The organism is Synechococcus sp. 63AY4M2, from assembly GCF_002760475.1.
GTDB lineage: Bacteria > Cyanobacteriota > Cyanobacteriia > Thermostichales > Thermostichaceae > Thermostichus.
On record NZ_AXUX01000001.1, the window covers coordinates 2,880,681 to 2,905,807 of the forward strand.

Annotated in this window: 27 protein-coding genes; 14 read left to right on the forward strand and 13 right to left on the reverse strand. The window is 60.9% G+C overall.

Annotated features, from left to right (window positions below):
• Positions 1 to 278: 278 nt before the first annotated feature.
• Positions 279 to 728 carry a tetratricopeptide repeat protein gene (locus SYN63AY4M2_RS12765; protein WP_168175114.1) on the forward strand — a complete coding sequence of 150 codons (450 nt, stop codon included), beginning with the start codon at positions 279 to 281 and terminating at the stop codon, positions 726 to 728.
• Here SYN63AY4M2_RS12765 and lipB read toward each other — a convergent pair.
• Both lipB and trxA read right to left on the reverse strand, forming a co-directional pair.
• Entirely contained in the window at positions 725 to 1,507 is a 783-nt protein-coding gene (gene lipB, locus SYN63AY4M2_RS12770; RefSeq protein WP_099813144.1) for a lipoyl(octanoyl) transferase LipB, read from the reverse strand. The two genes, SYN63AY4M2_RS12765 and lipB, sit on opposite strands and share 4 nt — an antisense overlap.
• Before the next feature lie 13 nt (positions 1,508 to 1,520).
• Positions 1,521 to 1,853: a thioredoxin gene (gene trxA / locus SYN63AY4M2_RS12775; RefSeq protein WP_011430556.1), complete on the reverse strand. Its 333-nt coding sequence runs from the start codon at positions 1,851 to 1,853 to the stop codon at positions 1,521 to 1,523.
• Positions 1,854 to 2,062: 209 nt separating this feature from the next.
• Here trxA and SYN63AY4M2_RS12780 point away from each other — a divergent pair, with 209 nt between their 5' ends.
• Positions 2,063 to 3,319 (forward strand): coenzyme F420-0:L-glutamate ligase, encoded by a 1,257-nt coding sequence (locus tag SYN63AY4M2_RS12780; protein WP_240527862.1) that lies wholly within the window; start codon positions 2,063 to 2,065, stop codon positions 3,317 to 3,319.
• On the opposite strand, the gene sulP is transcribed toward SYN63AY4M2_RS12780, so the two are convergent.
• The 4 genes from sulP to SYN63AY4M2_RS12800 form a co-directional block, all read right to left on the reverse strand.
• Entirely contained in the window at positions 3,294 to 5,090 is a 1,797-nt protein-coding gene (gene sulP / locus SYN63AY4M2_RS12785; protein ID WP_099887444.1) for a sulfate permease, read from the reverse strand. The genes SYN63AY4M2_RS12780 and sulP overlap by 26 nt on opposite strands.
• Positions 5,087 to 5,668: a rhodanese-like domain-containing protein gene (locus SYN63AY4M2_RS12790; RefSeq protein ID WP_099887445.1), complete on the reverse strand. Its 582-nt coding sequence runs from the start codon at positions 5,666 to 5,668 to the stop codon at positions 5,087 to 5,089. The genes sulP and SYN63AY4M2_RS12790 overlap by 4 nt, the downstream gene beginning before the upstream one ends.
• 19 nt (positions 5,669 to 5,687) lie before the next feature.
• Positions 5,688 to 6,155, reverse strand: coding sequence for a DUF29 domain-containing protein (locus SYN63AY4M2_RS12795; RefSeq protein ID WP_011430552.1), 468 nt, complete (start codon positions 6,153 to 6,155; stop codon positions 5,688 to 5,690).
• A gap of 97 nt (positions 6,156 to 6,252) precedes the next feature.
• Complete coding sequence (locus SYN63AY4M2_RS12800) at positions 6,253 to 6,969, reverse strand: MBL fold metallo-hydrolase (protein WP_099887446.1); 717 nt, start codon at positions 6,967 to 6,969, stop codon at positions 6,253 to 6,255.
• A gap of 108 nt (positions 6,970 to 7,077) precedes the next feature.
• Here SYN63AY4M2_RS12800 and SYN63AY4M2_RS12805 point away from each other — a divergent pair, with 108 nt between their 5' ends.
• A complete protein-coding gene (locus tag SYN63AY4M2_RS12805; RefSeq protein WP_049749757.1) occupies positions 7,078 to 7,485 on the forward strand; it encodes a metalloregulator ArsR/SmtB family transcription factor in 408 nt (135 codons plus the stop codon).
• On the opposite strand, the gene SYN63AY4M2_RS12810 is transcribed toward SYN63AY4M2_RS12805, so the two are convergent.
• The gene (locus SYN63AY4M2_RS12810; RefSeq protein ID WP_011430549.1) at positions 7,452 to 7,868 is read right to left on the reverse strand and encodes a DUF202 domain-containing protein; all 417 of its coding nucleotides are present in this window, start codon (positions 7,866 to 7,868) and stop codon (positions 7,452 to 7,454) included. The two genes, SYN63AY4M2_RS12805 and SYN63AY4M2_RS12810, sit on opposite strands and share 34 nt — an antisense overlap.
• Before the next feature lie 16 nt (positions 7,869 to 7,884).
• Positions 7,885 to 9,033: an ACR3 family arsenite efflux transporter gene (gene arsB, locus SYN63AY4M2_RS12815; RefSeq protein ID WP_041439078.1), complete on the reverse strand. Its 1,149-nt coding sequence runs from the start codon at positions 9,031 to 9,033 to the stop codon at positions 7,885 to 7,887.
• Between the two features lie 150 nt (positions 9,034 to 9,183).
• Between arsB and SYN63AY4M2_RS12820 the strand changes: the two genes are divergently transcribed.
• The 9 genes from SYN63AY4M2_RS12820 to SYN63AY4M2_RS13975 all read left to right on the forward strand — a co-directional run bounded on the left by SYN63AY4M2_RS12820 (position 9,184) and on the right by SYN63AY4M2_RS13975 (position 14,988).
• On the forward strand, positions 9,184 to 9,597 hold the full coding sequence (locus tag SYN63AY4M2_RS12820; RefSeq protein WP_011430547.1) for a DUF3119 family protein: 414 nt from the start codon (positions 9,184 to 9,186) through the stop codon (positions 9,595 to 9,597).
• A complete protein-coding gene (pgeF, locus tag SYN63AY4M2_RS12825) occupies positions 9,594 to 10,406 on the forward strand; it encodes a peptidoglycan editing factor PgeF (RefSeq protein WP_011430546.1) in 813 nt (270 codons plus the stop codon). Before SYN63AY4M2_RS12820 ends, pgeF begins: the two co-directional genes overlap by 4 nt.
• Positions 10,407 to 10,470: 64 nt before the next feature.
• Positions 10,471 to 10,812 carry a hypothetical protein gene (locus SYN63AY4M2_RS12830; RefSeq protein ID WP_011430545.1) on the forward strand — a complete coding sequence of 114 codons (342 nt, stop codon included), beginning with the start codon at positions 10,471 to 10,473 and terminating at the stop codon, positions 10,810 to 10,812.
• Between the two features lie 55 nt (positions 10,813 to 10,867).
• Positions 10,868 to 11,299, forward strand: a complete 432-nt coding sequence (locus SYN63AY4M2_RS12835) for a DUF6464 family protein (protein WP_041438398.1) — start codon at positions 10,868 to 10,870, stop codon at positions 11,297 to 11,299.
• Positions 11,300 to 11,319: 20 nt separating this feature from the next.
• Positions 11,320 to 12,018: an orotidine-5'-phosphate decarboxylase gene (pyrF, locus tag SYN63AY4M2_RS12840; RefSeq protein ID WP_011430543.1), complete on the forward strand. Its 699-nt coding sequence runs from the start codon at positions 11,320 to 11,322 to the stop codon at positions 12,016 to 12,018.
• Between the two features lie 101 nt (positions 12,019 to 12,119).
• On the forward strand, positions 12,120 to 12,662 hold the full coding sequence (locus SYN63AY4M2_RS12845; RefSeq protein WP_187147154.1) for a hypothetical protein: 543 nt from the start codon (positions 12,120 to 12,122) through the stop codon (positions 12,660 to 12,662).
• The gene (locus SYN63AY4M2_RS12850; protein ID WP_228375226.1) at positions 12,659 to 13,756 is read left to right on the forward strand and encodes a hypothetical protein; all 1,098 of its coding nucleotides are present in this window, start codon (positions 12,659 to 12,661) and stop codon (positions 13,754 to 13,756) included. Before SYN63AY4M2_RS12845 ends, SYN63AY4M2_RS12850 begins: the two co-directional genes overlap by 4 nt.
• 26 nt (positions 13,757 to 13,782) lie before the next feature.
• Positions 13,783 to 14,814 (forward strand): PLP-dependent aminotransferase family protein, encoded by a 1,032-nt coding sequence (locus SYN63AY4M2_RS12855; RefSeq protein ID WP_206336846.1) that lies wholly within the window; start codon positions 13,783 to 13,785, stop codon positions 14,812 to 14,814.
• Between the two features lie 27 nt (positions 14,815 to 14,841).
• Positions 14,842 to 14,988: a hypothetical protein gene (locus SYN63AY4M2_RS13975; protein ID WP_206336951.1), complete on the forward strand. Its 147-nt coding sequence runs from the start codon at positions 14,842 to 14,844 to the stop codon at positions 14,986 to 14,988.
• 248 nt (positions 14,989 to 15,236) lie between these two features.
• On the opposite strand, the gene SYN63AY4M2_RS12860 is transcribed toward SYN63AY4M2_RS13975, so the two are convergent.
• From SYN63AY4M2_RS12860 to SYN63AY4M2_RS12875, 4 genes are all read right to left on the reverse strand, one after another.
• Entirely contained in the window at positions 15,237 to 16,271 is a 1,035-nt protein-coding gene (locus SYN63AY4M2_RS12860) for a TMEM43 family protein (RefSeq protein WP_143597352.1), read from the reverse strand.
• 283 nt (positions 16,272 to 16,554) lie between these two features.
• Complete coding sequence (locus SYN63AY4M2_RS12865) at positions 16,555 to 16,980, reverse strand: TerB family tellurite resistance protein (RefSeq protein ID WP_011430539.1); 426 nt, start codon at positions 16,978 to 16,980, stop codon at positions 16,555 to 16,557.
• An 88-nt stretch (positions 16,981 to 17,068) separates the two neighbouring features.
• A complete protein-coding gene (locus tag SYN63AY4M2_RS12870) occupies positions 17,069 to 18,871 on the reverse strand; it encodes a M24 family metallopeptidase (protein ID WP_011430538.1) in 1,803 nt (600 codons plus the stop codon).
• Between the two features lie 176 nt (positions 18,872 to 19,047).
• Positions 19,048 to 19,461: a rhodanese-like domain-containing protein gene (locus SYN63AY4M2_RS12875; RefSeq protein ID WP_099813392.1), complete on the reverse strand. Its 414-nt coding sequence runs from the start codon at positions 19,459 to 19,461 to the stop codon at positions 19,048 to 19,050.
• Between the two features lie 202 nt (positions 19,462 to 19,663).
• Between SYN63AY4M2_RS12875 and SYN63AY4M2_RS12880 the strand changes: the two genes are divergently transcribed.
• Positions 19,664 to 20,437 (forward strand): nuclear transport factor 2 family protein, encoded by a 774-nt coding sequence (locus SYN63AY4M2_RS12880; protein ID WP_240527866.1) that lies wholly within the window; start codon positions 19,664 to 19,666, stop codon positions 20,435 to 20,437.
• 564 nt (positions 20,438 to 21,001) lie between these two features.
• Positions 21,002 to 23,767: an isoleucine--tRNA ligase gene (gene ileS, locus SYN63AY4M2_RS12885; RefSeq protein ID WP_240527900.1), complete on the forward strand. Its 2,766-nt coding sequence runs from the start codon at positions 21,002 to 21,004 to the stop codon at positions 23,765 to 23,767.
• A 29-nt stretch (positions 23,768 to 23,796) separates the two neighbouring features.
• On the opposite strand, the gene cysK is transcribed toward ileS, so the two are convergent.
• Positions 23,797 to 24,777 (reverse strand): cysteine synthase A, encoded by a 981-nt coding sequence (gene cysK / locus SYN63AY4M2_RS12890; protein WP_011430534.1) that lies wholly within the window; start codon positions 24,775 to 24,777, stop codon positions 23,797 to 23,799.
• Positions 24,778 to 25,127: the final 350 nt, after the last annotated feature.

The following is a 25,127-nucleotide window of genomic DNA, read 5'->3' on the forward strand; positions in this document are numbered from 1 at the left end:
GGTCAGGACTTGGCTCATAAGTTCATTGTACTTCATCAAAGCGCATTCCTCCCGGCACTGACCCTACGGGTACAGTGCGGGGCTCCTGCGATTTCTAGCTGACTTTCCCGCCAGAGCGCGGAACTTGTAGCTCCCCGCACCCCTTGCAAGTTAAGTGCAGGGGGTTGCCCCTCTCGCCGACGGTCTATATTGAACTAGTTCGGGATCCGAAGAGGACGTCATTAGCGGTGCGGAGCACAATCAAGTGTCGATGGGGAAGGATAGCTCTGATAGGTTTCTTGGCAGCATTCCTCGCTCCTGCCCCTGCCATCTCTTTGCCTGCCTTCCCACCTCCTCCTGAGAAGACCTCGGCCCCAAACACCGCTTCCGAGTTCAACTGGCAGGGATCCCTCAAGTTGCTGCGCGGGGATCCCGTAGCTGCCCTGGCGGATCTGGATCGGGCGGTGCAGTTGGATCCCAGCTATGCGCCGGCCTATGTGAACCGCAGCTACGTCTACAACCAGTTGCGCCAGCCGGAAGAAGCTCTGGCCGATGCGGAGCGGGCCATTCAGTTGGATCCGCGAATTCCAGAAGCCTACTTCAGCCGCGGCGTGGCCCACCTGCAACTGGGGGATCGAGAAGCCGCCATGGCCGACTTTCGCCAGGCCTTGGCTCTCTTTTCCAAGAGTGGCAACTTTGCCGACCGAACCATCATGCAACAACTGCTGCGCCAGTTGGGGGTGGATTAGCCTTGAGTCTTTAGAGACTTGCGTTCTCCCAACCACTCTGATAAGGAAACTTCCTGAGCTTGCAGCCCAAAGACCTGACAAAAGGACTTCACCACCACCGGGGCCACTGCCGCCATCGTTACTCGGGGACAAAACTGAACCAGGGATCCCACCGGGCGATCAGGGATCCCACAGGGCACGATGGCCTCGAAGGCAGCTAGATCCGGGCAGACGTTGAGGGCAAAGCCGTGGTAGGTCACCCAGCGGGAGACCTTGATGCCGATGGCCGCCACCTTGTGGCCTTGCACCCAAACCCCTGTTAGGCCAGGGATCCGCTCCCCCTGCAGGCCGAAGTGGGCCACAGTCTGGATGAGCACCTCTTCTAGGTGGCGCAGGTAGCGATGCAGATCCGGCTGGCCGTGGGAGCCGTAGACAGTCCTATGGCGCTTTAGGTTGAGCAGGGCATAACCCACCCACTGGCCCGGCCCGTGGTAGGTCACTTCGCCGCCCCGCTCCACCCGCAGGATCTCCGGCCCCTCAGTAACAGGGGACTCTGGCTGAGTGTCTGGAGATCCTATCTGTCCAGCCAGGCTTTTGAGAAACTTGGGATCGGCCCCCGCCCCCAGGGTGTAGACCGGCGGGTGGGTGAGCAACAAAAGCCCATCTGGCACCTGGGGATCGCGGATCATCTGGGCCAACCTGACTTGCTGCCAAGCCCACGCCCTGCGGTAGGGCACCTCTCCCGCCTGGTGAACTTGGAGAACCGGCCCCGCCTCAAGCTCCTGCCAAAACGCCCTCAAGGTCTATCTGCCCTTAGCTGACCGGCAGGCCGATCTGCGCCCGCAACCGCTCCACCAGGGCGCGAGGCTGCAACAGCCCCTCGATGCGGTCAACCGGCTTCCCGTCTTTGAACAGGATGAGAGTCGGCACAGCGTAGATCCCCCAGCGGGCAGCAATGTTGGGGTATTTATCTATATCCACCTTCACGAAGGAAATAGCATCCCCCACCTGCGGCTTCACCTGCTCCAACACCTGAGCCATCACCTGACAGGGACCACACCAGGTAGCGTAAAAGTCCACCAGAATGGGAGTTTTGGATCCCTGGATCATGTCGTCAAAGCTCTTGAACTGCTGTTTTTGGGCCATGGGCAACCTCCAAAGGATGCGGCAGAAAACTTAGGGTGCAATCTATTTTTAGTCTAACTGTTTGAGATGAAGGTGTAGATAGGGATCCCGCTACAGGGTGCTGGCGGTTTCCCGGTAGGATGGCTAGGGCTGGGGAGCGTACCTGTAGTCTAGGGTGCAGGCCTGAAGGAAGGGGCAGACTTGAGCAGGGTTTAAGGAGTGGGATCCCAATGGCAACCATTCGGATGGTGAGCCGAGGTGTGGTGGCTGGCGTATTGGCTGGCATGGTCTTGAGCCTCTGGGGGATCGGGCGCTGGCTTTGGGATCCCTCGGCCTGGATCCAGGTGGTGGCCGGGCTGCTCCTAAGTGTGGCGACGTTGCTGTACTGGCTGAAGACCCGCCCCGCCGACTGTCTGCTGGTGGAGCCCCAGAGCTGGCGCCTCAGCCGCCTCAGCCCTCATCGCTGGCTTATCCAGGCCGAGTTTGTGGCCCGCAACCTCAACCCCCTTTTTGAGGTCACCTTGGCCCAGGTGCAGCCGCGGCTGCATCTGCTCAGCGCCGGCTCCCTCGAAGGGATCCAAAGTAGGATCCGCCTGCGCTCCCGCCATCCGGATCTGCCCCCCCGCCCAGACAACTACTGGCAGGCCTACATCATCTCCCCCCAAAGCCAGACCGGCTTAGAAGTCGAGATCGAGCTAGAGGGGGAAGGGCTGGCAGATTTGCGCTCGGCCTGGCTGGAGTTGGACTACATCCAGTACGGGCGGCAACGGCGCACCCTGAAGACCAGCCACCTGATCCTGCCCTTGCAGGAAGTGGAGCCCTTGCCGGAGCTGGCCTGGCAGCAGCAGGGGCTGGTGAGTTGGGCTCCTGTTCCCACCCATCTGCTTACCCCCAGCGACGACCTAGCCGAGGTGCTGCGGCACTACGTAGGCCCCCATATCCAGCCCGGCGATATTGTGGCCATCTCGGAAAGCGCGGCGGCCATCGTCCAGGGCAACTTTCGCCATCCCCTGCAGGTGCAGCCCGGCTGGCTGGCCCGCACCCTCTGCTACTTCTTCCCTTCCAAAACCAGTCTCTCAAGCTGCTATGGGATGCAGACGTTGATCGACTGTTCGGGGGCCTGGCGGGTGTTGGGGGCTTTTGTCGTCGGATCCCTGGCCAAATTGCTGGGGATCCGCGGAGCCTTCTACGCCCTGGCGGGGGAGCAGGCGGCCTTGATCGACGATGTCACCGGCACTTTGCCCCCCTACGACCAGTTCATCGTCTTGGGGCCGCGGGATCCAGCCAAGCTGGTGGCCGAGCTCCATGCCCAGACCGGCTACGAGGTGGCCATTGTCGATGCCAACGATCTAGGCGAAGTAAGCGTTCTGGCAACCAGCCCTGGCGTGGAGGAGGAGCTGGTGGAGCAGGCGCTGCGCAAGAACCCAGCCGGCAATGCGGCAGAGCAAACGCCGATTGTGCTCATCCGGAAGCGGCTGCCGGCATAGAGTTCGTCTGAGACTTGAGAACCTGCATCGCCTGGTGGGTCGACAAGAAGAAGCGCTCGGCGCCCACTTTCTCCACAAACCCAGCCCTTTTGAGGCGATCCATCACCGGCCCCTTCACCTCGGCCAGGGCAAAGCCCACCCCCATTTGCTGCAGACGTTCTACCAACTGGGCCAGGGCCTCCAAAGCGCTGCCGTCGACGAAGTTAATGGCGCTGGCCACCAGCAGCACCTGTTCCACTGCTGGCCGCGCTGCTACCTCCTGCAGGATGGACTCCTGCAGGTAGGCCGCGTTGGCAAAAAACAGGCTTTCATCCACCCGCACCGCCAAGATGCGCGGATCGGTAATCACCTCATGGCGCAGCACGTTGCGGTAGTGCTCGGTGCCCGGCACCTGGCCAACAATGGCGATGTGGGGACGGCTGGCCCGCCAAAGAAAGAGCAGGATGGAAACCAGCACCCCCAGCCCAATCCCCGGCTCCACCCCGATCCCCAGCACGCTGGCAAAGGTGACCAGCCAAACCAAGGCATCGCCGCGGTCGTAGCGCCAGCTCTGCAGCAAGGGGTGAAAATCCACCAACCCCAACACGGCTACCAAAACAATAGCTGCCAAGGTCGTCTGGGGCAGGAAGGTAAACAGGGGCATCAGCCAGATCACGGCCAGGGCTATCAGGGATCCCGTGACCACCGAGGCCAGGCCGCTGTTGGCCCCGGCCTGAGCGTTAACCACCGAGCGGCTGATCCCACCGGTTACCGGGTAGCCACCACTCACGGCTGCCGCCAGGTTGGCCACCCCCAGGGCCACCAGATCCTGGTTGGGATCCACTTTCTGCCGCCGCTGGCTGGCCAGCGACTGCCCCACCGCATAGCTTTCCGTAAAGCCCACCAAGCTGATGGCCAAAGCTGTGGGCAGCAAAGCTCTCCACTCTGCCCAGCTCAGCCAAGGGAAGGCCAGGGAGGGCAGGCCAGCCGGAATGGATCCCACCACCGCCACCCCCGCTCTCTCTGAGAGGTTCAACCCCCACACCAGCAGCGTGGTCAGGAAGACGGCTCCCAGCGGCGCGCCCTTGGTGAGAAGTAGGCCCCAGAGGGGTGGGATCCCCCAGCGGCGCAGTTGCGCTGGGAGCTTCCGCTGGGCGTACACCAAGAGGGCGATGGATAACAGCCCCAGCCCCAGGGTGGCCCAGTTGACTCCCTCCAAGCTCTGCCAGAGCCGTTGCAGCAGCAGCCAGAAGGACTCGGTGTTGGCGATCTTCACCCCCAACAGATGGCGGAGCTGGCTGAAGGCGATGATCAAGGCTGCCGCGCTGCCGAAGGCCGTTACCACTGAGTGGCTCAAGAAATTGGCCAGAAACCCCAAGCGCAGCAGACCTACCCCTACTTGGATCAAGCCCGCTTCCAGGGCCAAGCCCAGCGCCAGCCGGCCATACTCCGGGCTGCTCGGCTCAGCCAGCGGCTCCAAGCCCGCGGCCACCAGCAGGGAGATGATGGCCACCGGCCCCACCGACAAAGCCCGGCTGGATCCCAGAAAGCCGTAGGCGATCACCGGCAGGATGCTGGCGTAGAGGCCCGCCTGGGGAGGCAGCCCGGCCAGCAGCGCGTAGGCCATGCTCTGGGGCACTAGAAGAGTGGCTGTAACCAGTCCGGCAATGAGATCCCCCGGCAGATCCTCTCGCCGATAGCGAAGCCACCACAAGGAATCCTTGGCAAAGGGCAGGTAGCGCGCCCAGATCCCCTGCTTTGTAGAAGAGGCGGACGGGATCTCGCTGCTCATAGCGTCTGACCTCGGTTCCAGGGCATGCGGGCCAACAGCAGCGCCAGGCCGCAGGTGTTGGTGATCCCGGCAAACACCAGCCCGGCTCCCACAAAGCCGCTCAGCAGCAGCCAGGCCGGATGGACAAAAGCTCCCAGCAGGGTGCCGGCCACCACCAGGGATCCCGCCGCAATTTGAACCTGCCGCATCAGCGAGATGGGGGCGTTGCGGGTGCGGGTGGTGGGCAGCTTGGCGGCCTTCCAGGCTTCGATCCCGCCCTTTAGGCTCATCGCTTCCGGCCAGCCGTACTCCAGCAACTGACAGCCGGCGCGGATGGAGCGGCTGCCCATGCGGCACTGCAACACCACCGGTTTTTCCGGCGTCGAGGCGGGCACCTTGGCCGGATCAAAGCTAGACAGAGGCATGTTGATCGCCCCTGGGATCCGCTCATCGGCATATTCTCCCGGCTCCCGCACGTCGATGAGCTGTACCCGCCCTTGATCCAGCCACTGCTTTAAGGTCAGGGTGTCGATCTCCTTAAGACGGGGATCCCGTTCCTGCTGAGCGGAAGGCGTAGGATTTTGTCGGGCTACAGTCATTGGTTTCCTCCTCGGGTAACTAACCTTCTTCCTCAAGCAACCTGCTGGGCTCGCCGGGGTAAAACTGGCTATCCAGGATTTGCTCGGGAGAATAAGGACAGGTCTTGGGAAAAGTCTTTCTGGGCAGCTTGGTCTCTTCCAGGGCTAGCTGCAGCGCCCTCAAGTAAGACTTGGAGATGGCCTCCGGCAAATAGGGCCTCAAGCTGGGGTTTTCTTCCAATAGATCCAGAACTTCCTGTCGCTGCACCTGTAGGGTAAGAAGCCAGCTTACAGATCTAGCCTGCGGCTGATACTCCCATTTCAGAAGGTGCCCCACCAAAACCCCTAGCCGGTTGCGCAGCTCTTGCCGCTGTTGCCTGCCCAACGATTCCATCTCCTCAATCAAATGGGGCAGGTCTAGCTTCTCCCAGGCCCGCTCCCGCAGAAATTGAGCTTGTTGCTGAGTCCAAGCATAGAAATCCTTCTCATAGAGACTTTCTGGATCCACTCTCAACCCTCCCATTTCTGACCCGCCGGCTCAGAGAAGTCTAGCTAGCCCCGCAGGCTTTACAGCCAGGCTCTCCCACCCAAGAGGGTTTGCCCCACTAAACCGCGGCTGCCACTTGGCCGCACTGCTCGTTGGCCGGCACCGCCTCCTGAATCTTCTTGGGCTGAGGTAGGTTGAGGCTGTTCATCAGGGCGATGAAGCTCTCCCGCGAACGCAAATTTCCGGTCTCCGGATCCACAAAGCGGGGGTTCCAGCGCTTCTCTTCGCCAATAGTGGAGACGGTGTGCCCCCGGTAGTCATGGCCGGGATAGACCAACGTCTCGTCCGGCAGGGTAAACAGGTGCTGGGTAACATGGTCATACATCAGGCCGGGATCCCCACTTTGGAAATCCGTGCGCCCACAGCCGCGAATGAGCAGGGCATCGCCGGTAAGAACGCGATCCCCATTGACGCGATAGGTCATGTGGCTGTCGGTGTGGCCCAGGGTGGCGATGGCCTCGATGACAATGGATCCCACCTGCAGCGTTTCCCCATGGCCGATAAAGCGATCCGCACATTGCGCCTTGGCCTGAACCGGCACCACCCCTTGGCAGCCGGTCAGCTCGCGCAGCTTGCCAGTGCCGGTGATGTGATCGGCGTGGACGTGGGTTTCCAAGCAGTACTTCAAGGTCAGACCCAGCTCTCGAATTAACTTCAAGTCCCGCTCCACCTGCTCCAAAACGGGATCCACCAGCGCCGCCTCGCGGGCGTTTGGGTCTGCAACTAAGTAGGTGTAAGTGCTCGTCTCGGTGTCGAACAGTTGGCGAAATAGCATGTTACCCTTCTGTCTGTTGGCAAAGACCTGAACGCCATTTGGGCCTCTGGAAACACTATATAACCATTTAGTGTTAAAATCAAGCCAGCACAGCCCTCAAGACGGTCTATGGATTGGGACGAGCTCGTGAAAGGTGGCAAAGACGAGTGCCAGTTGACTCTGACGCCGGAAGTGCTGACCAGCGTAGCGGATTACTTCAAGGTTTTGGCGGAGCCCAGCCGGCTGCAGATCCTGTGTCAGTTGCGCTCGGGACCCAAGAACGTCACCCAGATCTTAGAGGCCACCGGCATGGGCCAGGCCAACGTTTCCAAACATCTCAAGATCTTGGCGCAGGCAGGGATCGTCAGCCGCGAGCCCAGGGGCGTGAGCGTCTACTACCAAATTGCCGATCCCATCTGCTTTGAGCTGTGCGAGGTGGTGTGCAAGCAGTTGATCGAGCGGCTCAAGCAGCAAGCCCGGCAATTGCAGCCGCTGGCAGCCCTTCACTCCGGCAGGCTGAGCCGGGAAGGCTCCTGAGGGCGGGGGCGGCGCAGCATCAGGGGAAGGCTCAGCAGCCCAAACAGGGCCACCACCGCAGCCATGATCCAGACGAGAAAACGGCTGGGGCGAAAGTTGCCCGCCTCGATTTGCCGCATCACCTGGTTGTAGCGCCAGGTTGAAAGGCCAATTGTCAGGATCCCAAAGATCACCAACAGGAGGCCCAGGTTCTGGGTACTCAAGAGGCCGTGGCTCGGGGAGGGCTGCTCGGGGGAGCTGGAAGCTTCGATCTGCTGCAGAAAGAGGCTGAAGCGGGTGAGGGCAAAACCAAAGGCAATGAGAGCCACAGAGGTGCGCAGCCAAGCCAGAAAGGTGCGCTCGTTGGCCTGGTGTTCCCGTTGGCGATCCGGGGGCAGGTTCATGGGCTGAAGGGATCCCTCAGGGGCTAATTTTAAGGCAGCGGGGATCGGGCAAGCTGGCCTTTTCCGGCTGGCGGGGGAAATAAAAGGCGGTACGCCGGCAGATCTCCACCAACATCAACATCACCGGCACCTCGATCAACACCCCTACGACGGTGGCCAGGGCGGCCCCTGAGTTCAAGCCAAACAGCACCACCGCCGTTGCAATCGCCACCTCAAAGTGGTTGCTGGCGCCGATTAAAGCTGCCGGAGCCGCATCCTCATAGCACAAGCCCAGTTTCTGGGCTGCCACATAGGTGATGCCGAAAATGAGGTTGGTTTGAACGAAAAGAGGCACTGCGATCAACAAAATGTGGAAGGGATTTTCCACAATGAGATCCCCTTTAAAAGCAAAAAGAAGCACCAACGTCACCAGCAAGGCGGCGATGGCAATGGGGTTGAGGTAGCGCAAAAAAGCTTTTTCAAACCATTCCCGGCCCTTGGTTTTGAGAATCCAATAGCGGGAGGCTGCTCCTGCAACTAACGGTAGGCCCACATAGACGGCCACCGACAGCAAAATGGTTTGCCAGGGCACCGTTAAATCGCTCATGGCCAGCAGCCAGCGGCCCAGCGGTGCGTAGAGGAAGAGCATGGTTAAAGAGTTCACCGCCACCATCACCAGGGTGTGGCCCTGGTTGCCATAGCTGAGATAGCCCCACATCAGCACCATGGCTGTACAAGGAGCAATGCCCAACAAAATGGCCCCGGCAATGTAGGAGCTGCTGAGGCTAATCTCTGTGCCGCGGATGATTTCCGTGCCGGTTATCCAAGGGGCAAACAGCCACCCCAAAAAAAACTGGGCGATCACCACCATGGTAAAGGGCTTCACCAGCCAGTTCACGGCCAGGGTCAACAGCACTGGCTTGGGAGATTTCAAAGCATAGGCTGCCTGGCCGAAGTCAATTTTCACCATGATGGGATACATCATGAAAAACAGGCAGACGGCAATGGGAAGGGAGACCTGATAGAGGCTCAAGGCATCCAAAGCCTCGGCCACGCCCGGAAACCATCGCCCCAGGAGGATCCCGGCAACAACACACAGGGCCACCCAAAGGGTGAGATAGCGCTCAAAAAAGCTCAGGGAGCCGCCGCTGGGGAGAGCTTTGGGGTCAGATGCGGTTAGGGCCATGATCAAAAGCCGCGTTCCTGTGTGCTCTGTCAGGATACATCAAAACAACTTGTTTGGTATGCCCCCAACTTACCCAGAGGCGGGATCCCTCCGGAGAAAGGTAGTGGCAGCGGCGTAAAATGGAGCTGGCAAGCGGAGGAGAAGCAAAAAGTGATCAAACCCCACTCTGCCCATCTGTTGACCCCCGACTTCCGCCTCAGCTTGGCAGTGCTGGCTTTGGCGGTGCCGCTGTTGTGGCTCTCGTTTTGGCTAGGGTTGGGAGTGGGGTTGTTTGGCCTGTTTTTGCTGGTACAGACCTGTCTGATCGGGCTGGCCTTTACCCGCACGGCGCTGCAGGTCTACAGCGGCTCCCGGCGCATCCGCGAGTTCCCCTACAGCGAGTGGCAGGACTGGCAGATCTTCTGGCGGCCGGTGCCGATTTTGTTTTTCTTCCGAGAAAGCCGGAGCATTCACTTTTTGCCGATGCTCTTCAACCCGGTCGAGCTGCGCATCTGCCTGGAGGAGCGGCTAGGCCACCTGCACGCCCGACGGCAGGGATCCCCTTTCCACCCATCAGGCCGATGAGCGGTTCCGGGGGCTGGGTTTGGCAAGAGGCAGGGAGATGGCGTTGGCTGCAGTGTCAACTGCTGGCGGGGTGGCCCCATGCTTTTGGCTGTCGTCAAGCTTCCCCCTATCAACCAGCCGATATGGCCGACCAGTTGCAACTCCTCCCAGAACGAGCTGCGTGGGGCCACCAGGTGCATGGCTGTCGCTGGACGTGGGCGGATGCAGTTGTCTTCTCCCAGGGGAGGGCTTCAGGTTCTCACGTCGGGGAAGGGAGTTTCGCCCGTCCCGAAGCAGATGCCGTGATCGCCCGTCGCCCAGGGGACTCGGCCTGGGTTTGCACTGCCGACTGTGTGCCCATTTTGGTGGCCAGCCCCCACTGGGTGGCCGCAGTTCACGCCGGCTGGAGGGGGACGGCTGCCGGTATCCTGACTAAGGTGCTGCAGGCCTTTCTCCAGGGGGGGATCCCTGCCAGCCAAATCCGCATTGCCCTGGGGCCGGCCATCTCCGGGCCAGCCTACCAGGTTTCTCAGGAAGTGGCCGAGCAGGTGCTGCAGTCGCTGCCTTCAGGGGTAGACCCACAACCTGCCCTCTGGCCAGATCCTCTGCCGGGTAAGGTGCGCCTGGATCTGCGCTGGATCAACCGCGCCCAGGCCGAAGCTCAGGGGATCCCGCCGGAGCACATCGCCATCAGTCCTCATTGCACCTTTGGCCAGCCTCAGGATTTCTTTTCCTATCGCCGCGAGGGGGCCTTAGAGGATGACCAGGGCCGTCGTTGCGTGCAGTGGTCGGCGATTGGCCTGCCAAAGGCGGCTTTTGACAAATCCTAGCTGCCAAAAATAGCAGCTATAATTGCCCTCAAAACTCAACCCTATCTCGCGGGGGAGGGATCCCATGCTTTGCCGGCTTGCCCTTCGGGGGTTGGTTTGGGTGGCTTTGTCTTTCCCTTTTGCCTTTGTCGGAGAAGCCCCTGCCCAGACCTCTCTGACGGGCATCAACCGCGACAACGTACTGCAACTGAACATCGGGCCCGGACGCCGCCTGGCTCCAGGGCCCGCAAAGGGTTCCGGCTCCGAGCAAGGCCAGGATCCCACCGTTCCCTCGGCGCTGATGTGGGCAGAGTGGCATATCCGCGCCAATGTTTGTACCGGCAACCTATCTGCCGAAGAATTGGCGGAGCTGTTTCCCTTGGTCAACCAAGAGTTAGTAGATGCCGTTTGTCAAGGGGGAAGTTAGCCGGCTTGCCCAGGCAAGCGGTAAGGTGAAAAGAAAGCTCTCAGGTTGCTGCTGCATGGATTTTGAGAAGCTCTTGGAGGAATGGGTGGCAGCCTTCACCCAGGCGGCGGAAGAAAGCCTCACCGCTTTGGAAGCCGCCCTGACGGAGTTGGCGGAACACCTGGCCGCGCCTCTCCAAGAAACCCTTCGGCAGTGGGAAGCCTTCTGGAGCCTGGAGGAGGAGCCGCAGCCCGGTTCAGAGCTCGATGAGGAAACGTTCAACCCTGCTGGGGGGGAGTCCTTCAGCACCAGCCGTTTCTTCGTCAGCCCACTGGGGTTCGGGGGTGTAGTTGTTTATACTTATGTCGCTTCGCCGCCTGGCTGGATTGGGGATCCCACCTGTCGCTACAATGCGCTTTCCCCGGAGTTGCGCTGTGCCGTCAACCCCTATGGCCCCTGTGAAGGCTGCTCCCACTATGAGCCGCGAGAGCGGAGCCCTTCGCGTTAGCCGGCCTGAGGGCTTTCGCCATGCAGGGTAGCCGCCTCATTGTTGCTCTAGATACCGCTTCTTGGGAGCAGGCCCTGAAGTGGGTGGATCGCCTGCCCCAGGTGCTGTGGTGGAAGGTGGGCCTGGAGCTGTTTACGGCTGTTGGCCCTCAGATTTTGCAGGCCCTTAAGGAACGGGGCAAGCGCATTTTTCTCGATTTAAAGCTGCACGACATTCCCCACACAGTGGGGCGGGCCGCTCAGGTGGCCGTTGGTTATGGGGTGGATCTGCTCACCGTTCATGCCGCTGGCGGCAGTGCCATGTTGCGGGCAGCAGTGGCCGCCACCCAGGGCAGTTCTTGCCGGCTGTTGGCAGTTACTCTTCTCACCAGCCTTGGCCCCGACCAGGTGCGGCAGGAGTTGGGCGTTGAACGAGATCCCGGCGACTATGTGTTGCAGTTGGCGCGGCTAGCTCTGGATCAAGGCGTGAGCGGGCTGGTCTGCTCCCCCCAGGAAGTGGGACGGCTACGGCAGGCTTTGGGGCCGGAGGTGCTGCTGGTAACCCCAGGGATCCGCCTTGGGGATCCAGAAGCGGAGGACGACCAGCGGCGGGTCTGCACCCCCGCGGCAGCGCTGCGGGCGGGGGCCGATTATTTGGTGGTGGGCCGCCCCATCACGGCGGCTGCGGATCCCGTTTCGGCCTGGCAACGCTTTCAAGCTGTAGAGGAAGCGATCGGCTGAGGATTGGGGCAATGCCGTTCCTAGGCTGGTGTAGCCGGCGAAGAAGACAAGCGGGCGGGTATCTTTTCCCCCACCCCGCCCGAGGGGGGTGGCGGATAGGTTTGTCGGCGGCTTTGGGGTTGTGCTGCCTTACTGCCACAGCAGCCAGAGGAGAAGTTTGTGCTGCCGATCCGCAAACCTGGGCTGAAGCCCTGACAGAGCAGTTGCCCTTGTTTCTCAATTTGGCCTTGAGCCGCGCCCGCTCAGACTTTCAGGTGGTGTTGGTGGGCCGGCCAGAGGCCGAACTCCTCTCTGCCGAGGAGCTGGCCCAGCTTCTGCCGGATAGCCCAGCCGCCTCGGCTTCCCAAGGCTTTCGCTTGTATTTCACCACGCTGGAGCGCCGCTTGGTTCTGCCCCAGCAGCCCGAGCGGGAGGATAACCCCCTAGCCGGTCGGCGCAGCGAAACCCTGCAACTGGCTTATGAAGCTTATGTGCTGCGGGCTACACCTGGGGATCCCTGGCAACTGGTGCGCCTGCAGGTTACCGGCGCCGGTGTTCCTGTCCGCGACGTCACCGAAGGACTGACCGCCCAAGCCATTCGTCGCTGGCAGGAGGCTGGGTGTCCCTTGACGGGCGATCTAGAGTTGACTAGGCCTACCCTATGAAGTTTCCCCCCGCCATGCCTCCTCAGGGCAAACGGCTGTCTCGTCCCTCTTTTCCTCAACTGAGCCTGTCCAGGGCGGACAAACGTCGGCACCACCGCCCAGACGGGCTCAGTTGGGTGAGCCACTGGCTGCTGTGGGGAGGGATGGGGTTGCTGCTGGGTCAGCGGCTCCGCTTTGTGGGGCAACCGGCTCAGATGCTGTGGTGGCGCGCTGTGCCCATCAGTGGCCCTGAGGGATCCCTGCCCCCTGTCCAAGCGGAACTGCCTCTCTACCATTCAATTGCAAACGGGCTACTGCCCTGGCTGGCTGAGGGAACCGGGATCCCCCCCGAAGGGATCCTGCGAGCTGTCTCGGCCCTGGCCTGCCTGGTAATCCTGCTGTTGTGCTGGAGCTGGGGCAATTTCTGGAGCGCTGGCCTGTGGGGACTCAGCCCCTGGGTGCTGACCCAGGGTTTGGAGCCGGGCAACGAGATCTTGGCCAGCCTGGTCTTGTTGGTCAGCAGCGGTGTTGGACCGGGATCCCGCCTGCGCTGGGGGGGTTTGGCGCTGGCCTGTGCCTTGAGCTACAAAGTTTGGCTCTTGGCCCTGCTCTGGGGGGCGCTATGGACTAGCCAACACTGGCCGCGGCAGCGGTTGCAAGGGCTACTCTGGCTGCTGCTGGTGATTGGCCTCTCCTGGTTGCTGCGGGTCGAGCTGCCCGCCGATCCCTTCACCGGGACAGAGCGCTTTCCTACGGCGACGGTGTCCTATTCGCTCACCAGCCAAAGCGGCCTGGCTGTTCTGGCCACCTTGATGTTGCCCTTGGGGCTGGCCTTGGTGCGGCTGGGTTGGCCCTGGGCGGAACGCCAACAAACCCTGCTCAGCTTGGCTGGTTTGGGCCATGTCCTGTGGATGGGGGTGCTAGCAGCTTGGCTTTGGGATCCCCAGATGAACCTGTTGCAGCAAAGCGCCCGTTGGGGCCTGGTGGCCCTGCCCTTTTTGTGCCTGAGTGCCGGTGGCGTCTTGGCGGAGATCCCCTGCCGGGGCTGGCGACAGTTTTTGGGATCCCTGCTCTTAGCCAGCTCGTTCTTGTTATCGTGGCAAGCGTTGGCCTGAGTTCTTCTCCTGCCTTGAAGATTCGGATGCGGCCCCTCTTAGAGACCCTGTTCGCCCGGCGGGCCCAGGCGGTGATCCCGCCTCCTGTTGGCGCGGAGATCGCTGGGGCGGTGCCGGTAGTAACCAGTTTTACCTTTGGCCTGGCGGATCCGCGGTTGTTTCCCAAGGCCGACCTGGCGCGGGCGACAGCGGAGGTGTTGGCGGAAGATGGGGATGCTGCCCTCAATTACGGCGGCACCTTTGCCGGGTTGATCGAGGTGGTGCAGCAGTTGATGCGGGCCAGAGGGGTGGAGGCGCAGCCGGAAAACCTCTTGATCGGCTATGGCTCTGGGCAGATCCTTGGCCTCTTGCCCCAGGTCTTTGTGGAGCCGGGGGATGTGGTGATCGTGGAGGGGCCCACCTTCATGGGGGCGGTCAGCCGTTTTGCGGCGGCAGGGGCGCGTCTGATCTCGATCCCGGTGGATGGGGAGGGCATGGTGGTGGATCGCCTGGAAGAGGTGTTGCGCGAGCTAGCCCGCCAAGGGATCCCACCCCGCTTTATCTACACCATTCCCACCTTTCACAACCCTAGGGGCTGCACCCTCTCTTGGCCGCGGCGGCAGAAGCTGCTGCAGTTGGCGGCTGAATACGGCGTGGTGGTGGTGGAGGACGAGGCCTACTACGACCTGCGCTTTGTCGGGGATCCCTTGCCCAGTTTGGCCGCGCTGGATAAAGAGGGCTGGGTTCTGCACGTGGGCACCTTTTCCAAGATTGTGGCGCCGGGGGTGCGGGTGGGCTGGGCCTGTGGCCATCCCGAGATCATCCGCCGCTTGGAGATGTTTCGCAGCGAGGGATCCCTGGGGCCTTTTTTGGGCCGGGTGGTGGCCCGATACTGCGGGGAAGGCCGCCTAGAGAGCCACATTCAGCTTTTGATCCGCCGTTACCGAGAAAAGTGCCACCTGATGTTGGAGGCCATCGCTCAATGTTTTCCCCCTGAAGTCAAGGTGGAGGCCCCTGGGGGTGGATTCTTTATCTGGTGCGAGCTGCCCCCTCCCCTGAGTGCCAACACCTTGCTGTAGGCCACCCGAGCGCTGGGGGTAACTTTCTTGCCGGGTACCCACTGCTTTGCTGATGGCCAAGGGGATCACGCCCTGCGCCTCGCCTTCAGCTACCAACCGGAAGAGCGCATCCTCAGCGGCATCCAGATCCTCGGAGAGCAACTGTACAAACTCATGGGCCAACGATCAATATAGGAAAAAGAATCTGCTAGGGCAGCCACAAAGCGGCTCTTAACCTTCGGGGATTAGTAGGTTGGTCGCTCCAAATTGCGTTGAAACCGTTTGCCTTGATCCCCAGCTCCTTTTGTCCTTCGGGAGAGAAGTTGGGGGTGAGGGGAAAGTAAGAGGAATCGAGACAAGCTATTTCGCTGCTCTTCGGAGCAGCCATATTTGAATGGATGCAGCAGCGCTGCAAGCTCTTTGCTGTGCCGGCAGAGGAACTCTTAAAAACCTGCCACTTGCCGTCTGGGACGTCGCCCCAGCACGTTGAGGATGAAAACTCCCGCCACACCCAAACAGAGGAGCAGCGCCACCGGATTATGCACTATCGATGAGACTAAAATAGTCGTCCCTATTAAAACCAAGGCTATGAAAAAGGTGACCACTCTCGTCATAGATCGCCCCAGGCCGCTTAGAAAAGGAAAGATGCTGAGCATCGTATGAAGGGGGACGAAGAAAGAGTCGGCCCCGATCCACATCATCAAGAATCCCACAAAGCGCAGGATCCAAGTCAGGGCATTGTGTTCGGCAGCAAGACGCTCAATGGCTGCAAATCGATCGCTGGCAAATAGCCGATAAAATCGAATGCTGCGCGGCCCCAGGTAGCTCTCTAGGCTGTTAGGGGTGGCCAAACGACCAAAGACAGTTACTTGAGTTCCGCTGTACAAGGCAGTGTACGAAGTTCGCATATCGCCAATTTGTGGATTGGCCAGGGTTCCCCGCCCCTTGAAAACATAAGAGCCTTCCACCCTAGCTGGGATCCCCGGGATCAACGTTTGGGGCTCCAGAGGAACAGCGTAGGGAGTTTCGATCTGCAAATCTTGCATTCCAATTCGGTAATTCCCAATTTGAGCCTGGCTGACTCGAAAGAGTTGGCTGGAAAAAGCCATCGGTGGGTTGACGTGCTCACTGCTGCGATAAAACCGGCTTGAATCTTCGGGGTTTTCCGTCCAGACTTTGGTGTAAGTATAGATTGTCTCTCTGACTTCCGATCCGCCAAACTCCTCTTGAGTGCGAGTTTCTTTTTCCTCTTCCCAAGCATACATTTCCGCCTTGCGCCTGACGGCAATATACGGCCCTGGCCGCAGGAAGAGATTATCGCCCAAAAGCTCATTGCTGGTAATTGGGCCTGTGAGCGATACTAAGCTTCCAAGAGGCGCAGAGGGCGAGCCCAATGGACTGATTTCAATGGCCCCAGTTGCCACTTGGGCAAGGTTGACCCGCCCCTCATTCCAAAACAAAAGCCAGAACGATCCCAAAACAATCCAACAAACACTGATACAAAAGAACTGGCCAGCCGCGAGCCAAACCCAACCCGCTCTACCTGTCTATAACGCTCAGCCATAGCCCTGTCCCCAGCGATGGCTTCAGTCTAGCACAGCCCCTTCTATTTATCCATGAAATTTATCCATGAAATCTAGCCGTTTTATAGAATTATAGAATTCAGAGCAAGTTTTTAACTTTTCCAAACTTATGTCTATTCCAGAAGTAGATTGCACCTCGTACAGGTTATGAGAACCCTATTTTTCAGCTAAGAATTGATTAAGCAATGTCCCCCCTTACAGCCTTGACCAGGCGCCGGAAAAACTGCCCCACGCCCTTCACCAGATGGGGTGCCGATTCTGGGCGAGGCGGGATCCCTGCCATTAGGGTGTAGTAGTCATCCAAAAGGTCGTGCTCTTCCGGAGAAACGGCGTTGTCGGCCATCATCAGGTTGCCGATTGCCCCCAGAAGTTGTAGGCGCTCGGTTTCGGTGGCCTGGGCGAGATAATCGGCCATCCAGCGCTCCGTTTGCGCCATCGGAATGGGCTCTTGGATCAGCTCTCGCAGCTCGGCATCGTGCTCCAAACCATAGCGGCGCAGCAGGGATCTCAGATAGGCCAACTCCTGCGGCTCTAGGTGCCCATCGGCCCAGGCGGAGCCGGCCACAATTTTGAGGATGAGCCGATGTTGGGTTGTCGGGTTCATGGCGGGATCCCTTGTCGCTAGAGGTGCCGCTGGCGGTCGGGGTTCTGGGGCCCTGAGCGAGCTGGGAAGGGGCTGGCCAGGGGCAGTCTCACTCGGCGAGGCCGCAGGCGCGTTTTAACCAGGCGGCATCTTGTTCTGACAAGGTGGCGTGGTGAATGGCGTAGACCTGGCGGTGATACTCCTCAAGCCAAGCCCGCTGTGCCTCGTCCAAGAGATCCCAATCGATCAGCCGCCTATCGAAAGGGATCCAAGTCAGGGAGCGAAAGCCCATCCAGCCCTCTGGCTCCGGAATTGCAATCACTTCGTAGAGGTTCTCTAGGCGAATTCCACCCCAGCCCGGCTGGTAGTAGCCCGGCTCGATACTGGTGATCATGCCTACCTTGAGGGGGGTGCTGGCGCGGCGGTGGATCCCGTTGGGCCCCTCGTGGACGTTCAAAAAGGCGCCGACACCGTGGCCGGTACCGTGGCCGTAGTCCAGCCCCGCTTGCCAAAGGCTGGAACGGGCAATGCCATCCAAGGAGACGCCGTAGGTATCGGGGGGGAAGATCTGACGGGCGCAGTGAATGTGGGCTTTGAGCACCTCGGTGTAGCGCCGCCGGCACAGGGGATCCGCCGGTTGCGGGCCAATCCAGAGGGTGCGGGTAGCGTCGGTCGTGCCCCCCAGGTAGTGGGATCCGGAATCCAACAGAAACAACTCGCCTGTCTGCAAGAACTTCTGGGGATCGGGGGTGCCGTAGTGGACGATGGAGCTGTTGGCGCCGGCCCCAGCAATGGTGTTGAAGCTCAGGCCCACCCAATCCCCTTCCTCGCGGTAGTGGGCCTCCATAACAGCGGCCACATCGGCTTCGCTGATGGGGATCCCTGCTTGGATTTGCCGGTCAATCCAGGCCAGGGTGCGGATCTTGGCCCGGCTGGCTTTGCGGTTGGCCAGGCGCATCTGCTCCAGCTCGGTGGGGTTTTTGACCGCCTTGAGGAGATCCACGGGGTGATCCAACTCGCGACAGGTTGCCCCCCGCAGCAGCTCTTGCGTGCCCTGGGTAGTCTGCTTGGGATCTACTCCCACTGGCCCGTAGCGCTCGGCCCACTGGGGCAGTTGTTCCCGGTAGGCCTCGTAGGGCCAGAGCTCTACCCCTGCCTCAGCCAGCACTTGCTTTGCGGAGGGAGTGAGGCGCTCCAGATCAGTAAACAGGGCAACCCTCTCCAGGGCAACTAGCGCATAGGCGCGGAAGACCGGGTTGTAGGGAATGTCGGAGCCGCGCAGGTTAAACAGCCAAGCTACCTGATCCAGTTTGGTTAGGGACAACAGTCCCACCCGCTTGCGGCGCATCTCCTGGCGCACCTGGGCCAGCTTGTCGCTGGGGGGGGCTCCGCAGAGCTGGGCAGGGACAGGGTAGATGGGTTGCTCCAAGAGGGCTTGGCTAGATTCCTTGGCCAGCTTGTCCAGTGGGTTTTCGCTAACCGGCACCAGCAGCACTCCTCCGGCTTGGGCGTGGGCTTGCAACTGGCGGTAGGTGGCCACCGACACCGTAAAAGGATCCACCCCCAGGCGAAAGCCGGATCCCAGCTCTTCCACGATCTCCATCAGGCTGGGCTGATCCGGCAGGCCGCCTTTGATCACCGTAAACAGGTTGGGATCCACCTCCCGCTCCGCCTGCTCGTGGTAGCGGGGATCCACCCACAGCCAGGCGCGGTCTTGGCTGATTAGGGCATCGCCCACCGAGCCGGTAAAGCCCGTGATCCACTGCCGCCGCTTGCGATATTCCAGCAAATACTCATTGAGGTGCTCATCAGCCGAGGGCACCCAAAAGCCATCGAGATTTTGTTCCTGCAAAAGCTGGCGCAACTGCTGCAAACGAGTGGCAATATCCAGGCGGGGCAGGGTTTGGAGCATGGTGGGGATGAGAGGGAGATCTGGGCTGATGACCTTAGAGACCAATATAGTTCTCTTTACCTTGGGAAAGCAGATGGGAAGAGAGGAACCGGCTACCTAGGCCGCTGGTCAACTGCGAAGCAGTAGCCAAGGGCTTCTGCGTTATTGCTAGGCGACGCGGTTGCGAACGCACCGCTCTAACTCCCCTCTCCCTCTGGGAGAGGGGCTGGGGGTGAGGGCTGAGATTCGGGAAAGCCGGCCTCTCGCCAAGCGCGGATCCCGCCGTCCATGGAGATCACGCGGCGGTAGCCCATCTTTTGCAGGTTATCGGCTGCCAGCGCCGAACGAAAGCCGCCGCCACAATAGAGGACAATCTCGGCTTCTTTGTCTGGGATCACCTTCTCGATGTCCCGCTCGATAATGCCTTTGCTGAGGTGAATGGCGCCGACGATGTGGCCGGCCTGCCACTCCGACTCTTCCCGCACGTCGACCAAATAAAAGGGATCCCCTTGCAGTTGTTTCTGCCTGACTTGCTCGACTGTCAGCTCTTGGATGCGGCTTTTGGCCTCGTTGACCAAAGCTAAGAAAGCAGGGGAGTGGTGGGACGCCATGCACACCTCGCCGAGAACCCAGCTCCCAGGATAAACCCAGGCCCACTCCAGTGAGGCAACGCCAAACCTCAAAACCTCGATCCTCAGCAAGCTAAACTAAAGAAAGGCAGATTTGCCGCCGGAGGCCCCCAGTTTGAGCTTCCAATCCACCCTTTCCCAACTGCTTGGGTTCCTTGCTCTGACTTTGAGCTGGGGGATCCCTTTGCCCAGCAAGGCAGCGGCCCAGGCTGCCCCCTTGCCTCTGGAAAGCGGGATCCAAAAACAGGTCTCCGCCCCGGCACCGGCTCCCTTGGTGAAGTGGCTGCAAGAGCAAATAGAGGCCGCCAACCGGCGGGATCTGGAGGAGGTGATGGCCGGCTATAGCCCCGACTTCCGCCACCGCGACGGCCTGGATCGGCAGGGGGTGGAAAGGGCCATTCGCAAGCTGTGGGAGGCCCATCCCCAGCTGACCTACGCAGCGGAAATTCTCTCTTGGCGGCGGCTAGGCCCTGAGATCGTGGCCGAGATCGCCAGCCAAGTGCAGGGATCCCAATCTTCAGCGCGGGGGGAGTTTCAGGTGCAGGCCTCTGCCCTGGTGCGCAACCGCTACCGCCCGAATGCGGCCAAGCCGGAGCAACTGCTGTTGGTGGAGCAGGAAGTGCTGCGGGAGGCCAGCACCCTCACCTCCGGCTCGGCGCCCCCCACCGTCACCTTCAGGTTGCCGGAGGTGGTCAAGCCGGGATCCCCCTACTCGCTGCAGGCCATTGTGGCCGAGCCCCTCGCCCAATCTTTGCTGTTGGGCGCCGTCGAGGAGCAGCCCGTGGCTGCGGCCGGCTACTTAGATCTAACTTCGTTTGCCCTTGAACCTCTGCAGGCGGGCGGGCTCTTCCTGCAGGCAGATGCGCCGCCAGAAGCTGGCGCCCGCTGGCTCTCGGTGATGCTAGTCAACCAGAGTGGCCTTGTTGTCGAAAGCCGGCGCCTCGTCATTCAACCCTGAGGGATCGACAGCCCTTAAGGACTCTTGACCTGGGTAGTTGTTGAGATCTTTTGGGCGAAGCTGAGATTTGAGAGGTCTGGAAGCCCTCGGAAGATTTCTGCTCGACTCCAAGCCCCGGCGGTCGTCGAAAACTTGCAGAAAAACTATCCGCTCTCCCCCACCACCCAGGCAAAACAGGCGGTCCAGGAGAGAGCGGTCTAGCGGGCCTTCAACTGGAACCTGACTGCCGGGAGGAACTCCAAGCGAGCCAGAACGCGAAGACTCCTCAGCAAGCTAAGGATCTGAGTTCAGGCCGTTAGAGAACAGCCCCGGCGCACAGCCGGCTGAACCCAACTTGACGACCCTTACAACAACTACTATCTGGCATCCGCTGGAACCTCCCTTACTCAACGACATCCTGAGGCTAGCACAAATCTTTACCAAGGTGGCGGGCCGGATCCCTTCCCCTCAGGCCAAGGAGACTGAGAACGAGGCAACGGCGTAGGATAGAAGGACGCCCTTTAGCCTGCTCAAGTTGCCGTGGACTACAAAAGTACCCTCAACCTGCCGCAAACCCAGTTTCCCATGCGGGCGGAGGCTGCCAAGAGGGAGCCCGCCATCCAAGCCTTTTGGCAGGAAGAGCAAATCTATCAGCGTCTGTCGGAGAACAATCCTGGGGATCCCTTTGTGCTGCACGATGGGCCGCCCTATGCCAATGGCGACATCCACATGGGCACCACCCTCAACAAGATCCTCAAGGACATCATCAACAAGTACCACCTCCTGCAGGGGCGCAAGGTGCGCTATGTGCCCGGCTGGGATTGCCACGGTCTGCCCATCGAGCTGAAGGTGTTGCAAAGCCTCTCCCCCCAGGAGCGGCAGAGCCTCACCCCCCTACAACTGCGGCAAAAGGCCAGAGAGTACGCCTTGCACTACGTCAACGTGCAGCGGGCCAGTTTTCAGCGGCTGGGGGTATGGGGAGATTGGGATCGGCCCTACCTGACCCTATCGCCGGAGTACGAGGCGGCCCAGATCGAGGTGTTTGGCCAGATGGCCCTTAAAGGCTACATCTACCGCGGCCTCAAGCCCGTCCACTGGAGCCCCAGCTCCCAGACAGCCCTGGCGGAAGCGGAGCTGGAATATCCCGACAACCACATCTCCCCCAGCATCTACGTAGCTTTTCCTCTGCAGAGCCTCAGCCCGGCGGCGCAGCCGATTTTGGAGCCCTTCTTGCCAGGCCTGCGGGCGGCCATCTGGACGACTACCCCGTGGACGATCCCGGCCAACTTGGCTCTCTGTTTCAATCCCAAGCTTACCTATGCGGTGGTGGAGTCTCCCCGCTTCGGCCTACTACTGATTGCCGCCGATTTGCGGCAGCGGCTGGAGAAAGTCCTGGAGACCCCGTTAGAGGTCAAGGCCACCCTGCCGGGATCCGCCCTGGAGTACTGCCAGGGACGCCACCCCCTCTTCGACCGCAGCAGCCTCTGTGTGCTGGGGGACTATGTTACCACCGAGTCCGGCACCGGCATTGTCCACACGGCGCCGGGGCATGGGGAAGAGGACTTCAAGACCGGCCAAAAATACGGCCTGCCCATCCTCAGCCCTGTGGATGAGCAGGGGAGATTCACCGCCGAGGCCGGATCCCAGTTTGTCGGGCTAGATGTGCTCTCCAAAGAACCAGAAACCAGTGGCAACCTAGCTGTCATTAAGGCTTTGCGGGCTGTCGGCGCCCTGCTCAAGGAAGAACCCTACAACCACAAATACCCCTACGACTGGCGCACCAAAGAACCAACCATCTTCCGGGCCACCGAGCAGTGGTTTGCCTCTGTAGCCGGCTTCCGGGAGCTGGCTCTGCAGGCCATCAAAACCGTGAAGTGGATCCCGCCGGAAGGGGAAAACCGCATCACCGCCATGGTCAAGGAGCGCTCCGACTGGTGTATCTCCCGCCAGCGGGCCTGGGGCGTGCCCATCCCCGTCTTTTACGACGAGGAGACCGGCGAGGTGCTGCTCACAGCCGAAACTATCGACCACATCAAGGCCATCTTCGCCCAAGAGGGATCCGACGCCTGGTGGAAGCGCCCGGTGGAAGAGCTGCTGCCGGAGCAGTACCGCCGCCATGGCCGCACCTACCGCAAGGGCACAGACACCATGGATGTCTGGTTTGACTCCGGCTCCTCCTGGGCGGCGGTGGCCCAGGCGCGCGGGTTGGGCTACCCCGTGGATCTCTACCTGGAGGGTTCCGACCAGCACCGGGGTTGGTTCCAGTCCAGCTTGCTGACTTCCGTGGCCGTCAACGGCCAGGCCCCTTACAAGGCGGTGCTCACCCACGGCTTTGTGCTGGACGAAAAGGGCCAGAAGATGAGCAAGTCCCTGGGCAACGTCATCGATCCCCTGCTGCTCATCAACGGCGGCAGCAATCCGCAGACGGATCCCGCCTACGGGGCCGATGTGCTGCGGCTGTGGGTCTCCAGCGTCGACTACTCCGGCGATGTGCCGATAGGCAAGACCATTCTGGGGCAGATGGCGGATGTCTACCGCAAGATCCGCAACACGGCCCGCTTTTTGCTGAGCAACCTCTACGACTTCAACCCGGCGCAGGATGCTGTTCCTTTTGAAGCGTTGACGGAGTTGGATCGCTACATCCTGCACCGCCTGCAGGAGGTGGGAGCGGAGATCACCGAATCGTTTGAAAACTACCAGTTCTACCGCTTTTTCCAAGCGGTTCAAAACTTCTGTGTCGTGGATCTCTCCAATTTCTACTTGGATATCGGCAAGGATCGCCTCTACATCAGCCACGCCCGCAGCCTGCGGCGGCGGCAGTGCCAGACGGTGCTGTCGCTGGTGCTGGAGAACTTGGCCAAGGCCATTGCCCCCGTGCTCTCCCACCTAGCCGAAGAGATCTGGAGCTACCTGCCCTACCCCAAGCCCACCCGCTCGGTGTTCGAAGGGGGCTGGATGCGGCTGCCGGAGCAGTGGCGGGATCCCCAGTTGGCCGCCACCTGGGAAAAGCTGCGGGCGGTGCGGCAGGAGGTGAACAAGGCCCTGGAGCAGGCCCGCACCGACAAGGTCATCGGCGCTTCCACCGAGGCCAAACTCATCCTCAAGGTGGCGGATCCCCACCTACATGCCCTGCTGGAGGAGCGGGCAGCCGAGCTGCGCTACCTGTTTATCACTTCCCAAGTCGAGTTGGTCAAGGCCGGCCCTGGAGAGGAGGATCTACAGGTTGCCGTTCAGCCAGCGGAGGGGAAAAAATGCGTGCGCTGCTGGAACTATTCCACCCGGGTGGGCGAGTTTGCCGAACACCCAGAGCTGTGCGAGCGCTGTGTGGCAGCCCTGGCCGGCGAATTTTGAACGTCGGATGGATTGTCGGAATTGTTGGCCTAGGTTGGGTTGGCCTGCAGGATCCCGGCGTCGGCCTCCTCCCGCTCCAGGTTGCGGAAGAGGGGCGTGCTCAGGTAGCGCTCGCCAAAGCTGGGCTGGATCATCACGATCAGCTTGCCGGCGTTTTCCGGTCGCCGCCCCACCTGGATAGCGGCAGCCAGGGCTGCCCCGGTGGAGATGCCGGAGAGGATCCCTTCTTCTTTGGCCAGGCGGCGGCTGTAGACCATGCTCTCCTCGTCATCTACCGCAATTACCTCGTCCAGCAGGTCGCGCCGCAACACCTCCGGCACAAACCCCGCCCCGATGCCCTCGATGCGGTGAAAACCGGGCCGCCCTCCACTTAAAACAGCACTGGCCTTGGGCTCGACGGCCACCAGTCGAATGGAGGGTTTTTGGCTTTTGAGGAAGCCGCCTGCCCCTGTGATGGTGCCGCCGGTACCCACCCCCGCCACCAAGATGTCCACCTGGCCATCGGTATCCTCCCAGATCTCCGGGCCAGTGGTGCGGGCGTGGATTTGAGGGTTGGCCGGATTGGTGAATTGGCCCAGCATATAGGCATTGGGGGTGCGGCGCACGATCTCTTCGGCCTTCCAGATGGCCTCCCCCATGCCGCCGGCGCTGCTGGCCAGGTGCACCTCTGCTCCGTAAGCCTTCAGCAGCCGCCGCCGCTCCAGGCTCATGCTCTCAGGCATAACGATGATCAGCCGGTAACCCTTGGCAGCAGCAGCCATGGCCAGGCCAATGCCGGTATTGCCAGAGGTGGGCTCCACCAAGATGGTCTTGCCGGGGGTGATCAAGCCAGCTCGTTCGGCAGCCTCGATCATGCTCACGGCAATGCGATCTTTCACCGAGGCGGCAGGGTTAAAGCTCTCCAATTTCACGACGATCTCAGCCAGACACCCTTCGGATTGAGGGATCCGGTTTAGCCGCACAAGAGGGGTACGACCGATGAGCTGAGTGATGTTGGCGGCAATTTTCATGGTTCACAAAAAGGCAGAAACCGATCGCGACAGCAGGCCGTCGGCCTCAAGTCCAGAGCAGCCGAGGGCCTTGTGCGATGCTAACCCCTGCATGAGCTCCTTGGTGCTCCCTCTCAGGATCTCACTGCCCTTGGACCAGGGGATCCCGATGTTTTCCGAAGTTCCGCAGGGGATGGCAACAAAACCCGCCCAGAAAATGATTTAGCTGAAGGGGGTTCGGGGGTAGATCAGCCCCGCACTGTACTGTCGAGAGGCAGTCAGTGCCAGATACCCCCGTCGCAGACTCGCAACAATAAAATGGATCTAGTTGTAGAAAACGGCGTTGCCGGAACCTGGTGCAACTACGCGGT

Coding starts and splice junctions, on each gene's coding strand:
- SYN63AY4M2_RS12835 (WP_041438398.1), top strand. CDS start 10,868: ATGGATTTTGAGAAGCTCTTGGAGGAATGGGTGGCAGCCTTCACCCAG.
- SYN63AY4M2_RS12790 (WP_099887445.1), bottom strand. CDS start 5,668: ATGACTGTAGCCCGACAAAATCCTACGCCTTCCGCTCAGCAGGAACGG.
- trxA (WP_011430556.1), bottom strand. CDS start 1,853: ATGGCCCAAAAACAGCAGTTCAAGAGCTTTGACGACATGATCCAGGGA.
- SYN63AY4M2_RS12810 (WP_011430549.1), bottom strand. CDS start 7,868: ATGAACCTGCCCCCGGATCGCCAACGGGAACACCAGGCCAACGAGCGC.
- SYN63AY4M2_RS12855 (WP_206336846.1), top strand. CDS start 13,783: ATGCGGCCCCTCTTAGAGACCCTGTTCGCCCGGCGGGCCCAGGCGGTG.
- SYN63AY4M2_RS12830 (WP_011430545.1), top strand. CDS start 10,471: ATGCTTTGCCGGCTTGCCCTTCGGGGGTTGGTTTGGGTGGCTTTGTCT.
- SYN63AY4M2_RS12870 (WP_011430538.1), bottom strand. CDS start 18,871: ATGCTCCAAACCCTGCCCCGCCTGGATATTGCCACTCGTTTGCAGCAG.
- pgeF (WP_011430546.1), top strand. CDS start 9,594: ATGAGCGGTTCCGGGGGCTGGGTTTGGCAAGAGGCAGGGAGATGGCGT.
- arsB (WP_041439078.1), bottom strand. CDS start 9,033: ATGGCCCTAACCGCATCTGACCCCAAAGCTCTCCCCAGCGGCGGCTCC.
- pyrF (WP_011430543.1), top strand. CDS start 11,320: ATGCAGGGTAGCCGCCTCATTGTTGCTCTAGATACCGCTTCTTGGGAG.
- SYN63AY4M2_RS12800 (WP_099887446.1), bottom strand. CDS start 6,969: ATGCTATTTCGCCAACTGTTCGACACCGAGACGAGCACTTACACCTAC.
- ileS (WP_240527900.1), top strand. CDS start 21,002: ATGCGGGCGGAGGCTGCCAAGAGGGAGCCCGCCATCCAAGCCTTTTGG.
- SYN63AY4M2_RS12780 (WP_240527862.1), top strand. CDS start 2,063: ATGGCAACCATTCGGATGGTGAGCCGAGGTGTGGTGGCTGGCGTATTG.
- sulP (WP_099887444.1), bottom strand. CDS start 5,090: ATGAGCAGCGAGATCCCGTCCGCCTCTTCTACAAAGCAGGGGATCTGG.
- SYN63AY4M2_RS12865 (WP_011430539.1), bottom strand. CDS start 16,980: ATGAACCCGACAACCCAACATCGGCTCATCCTCAAAATTGTGGCCGGC.
- SYN63AY4M2_RS12850 (WP_228375226.1), top strand. CDS start 12,659: ATGAAGTTTCCCCCCGCCATGCCTCCTCAGGGCAAACGGCTGTCTCGT.
- SYN63AY4M2_RS12805 (WP_049749757.1), top strand. CDS start 7,078: ATGGATTGGGACGAGCTCGTGAAAGGTGGCAAAGACGAGTGCCAGTTG.
- SYN63AY4M2_RS12875 (WP_099813392.1), bottom strand. CDS start 19,461: ATGGCGTCCCACCACTCCCCTGCTTTCTTAGCTTTGGTCAACGAGGCC.
- cysK (WP_011430534.1), bottom strand. CDS start 24,777: ATGAAAATTGCCGCCAACATCACTCAGCTCATCGGTCGTACCCCTCTT.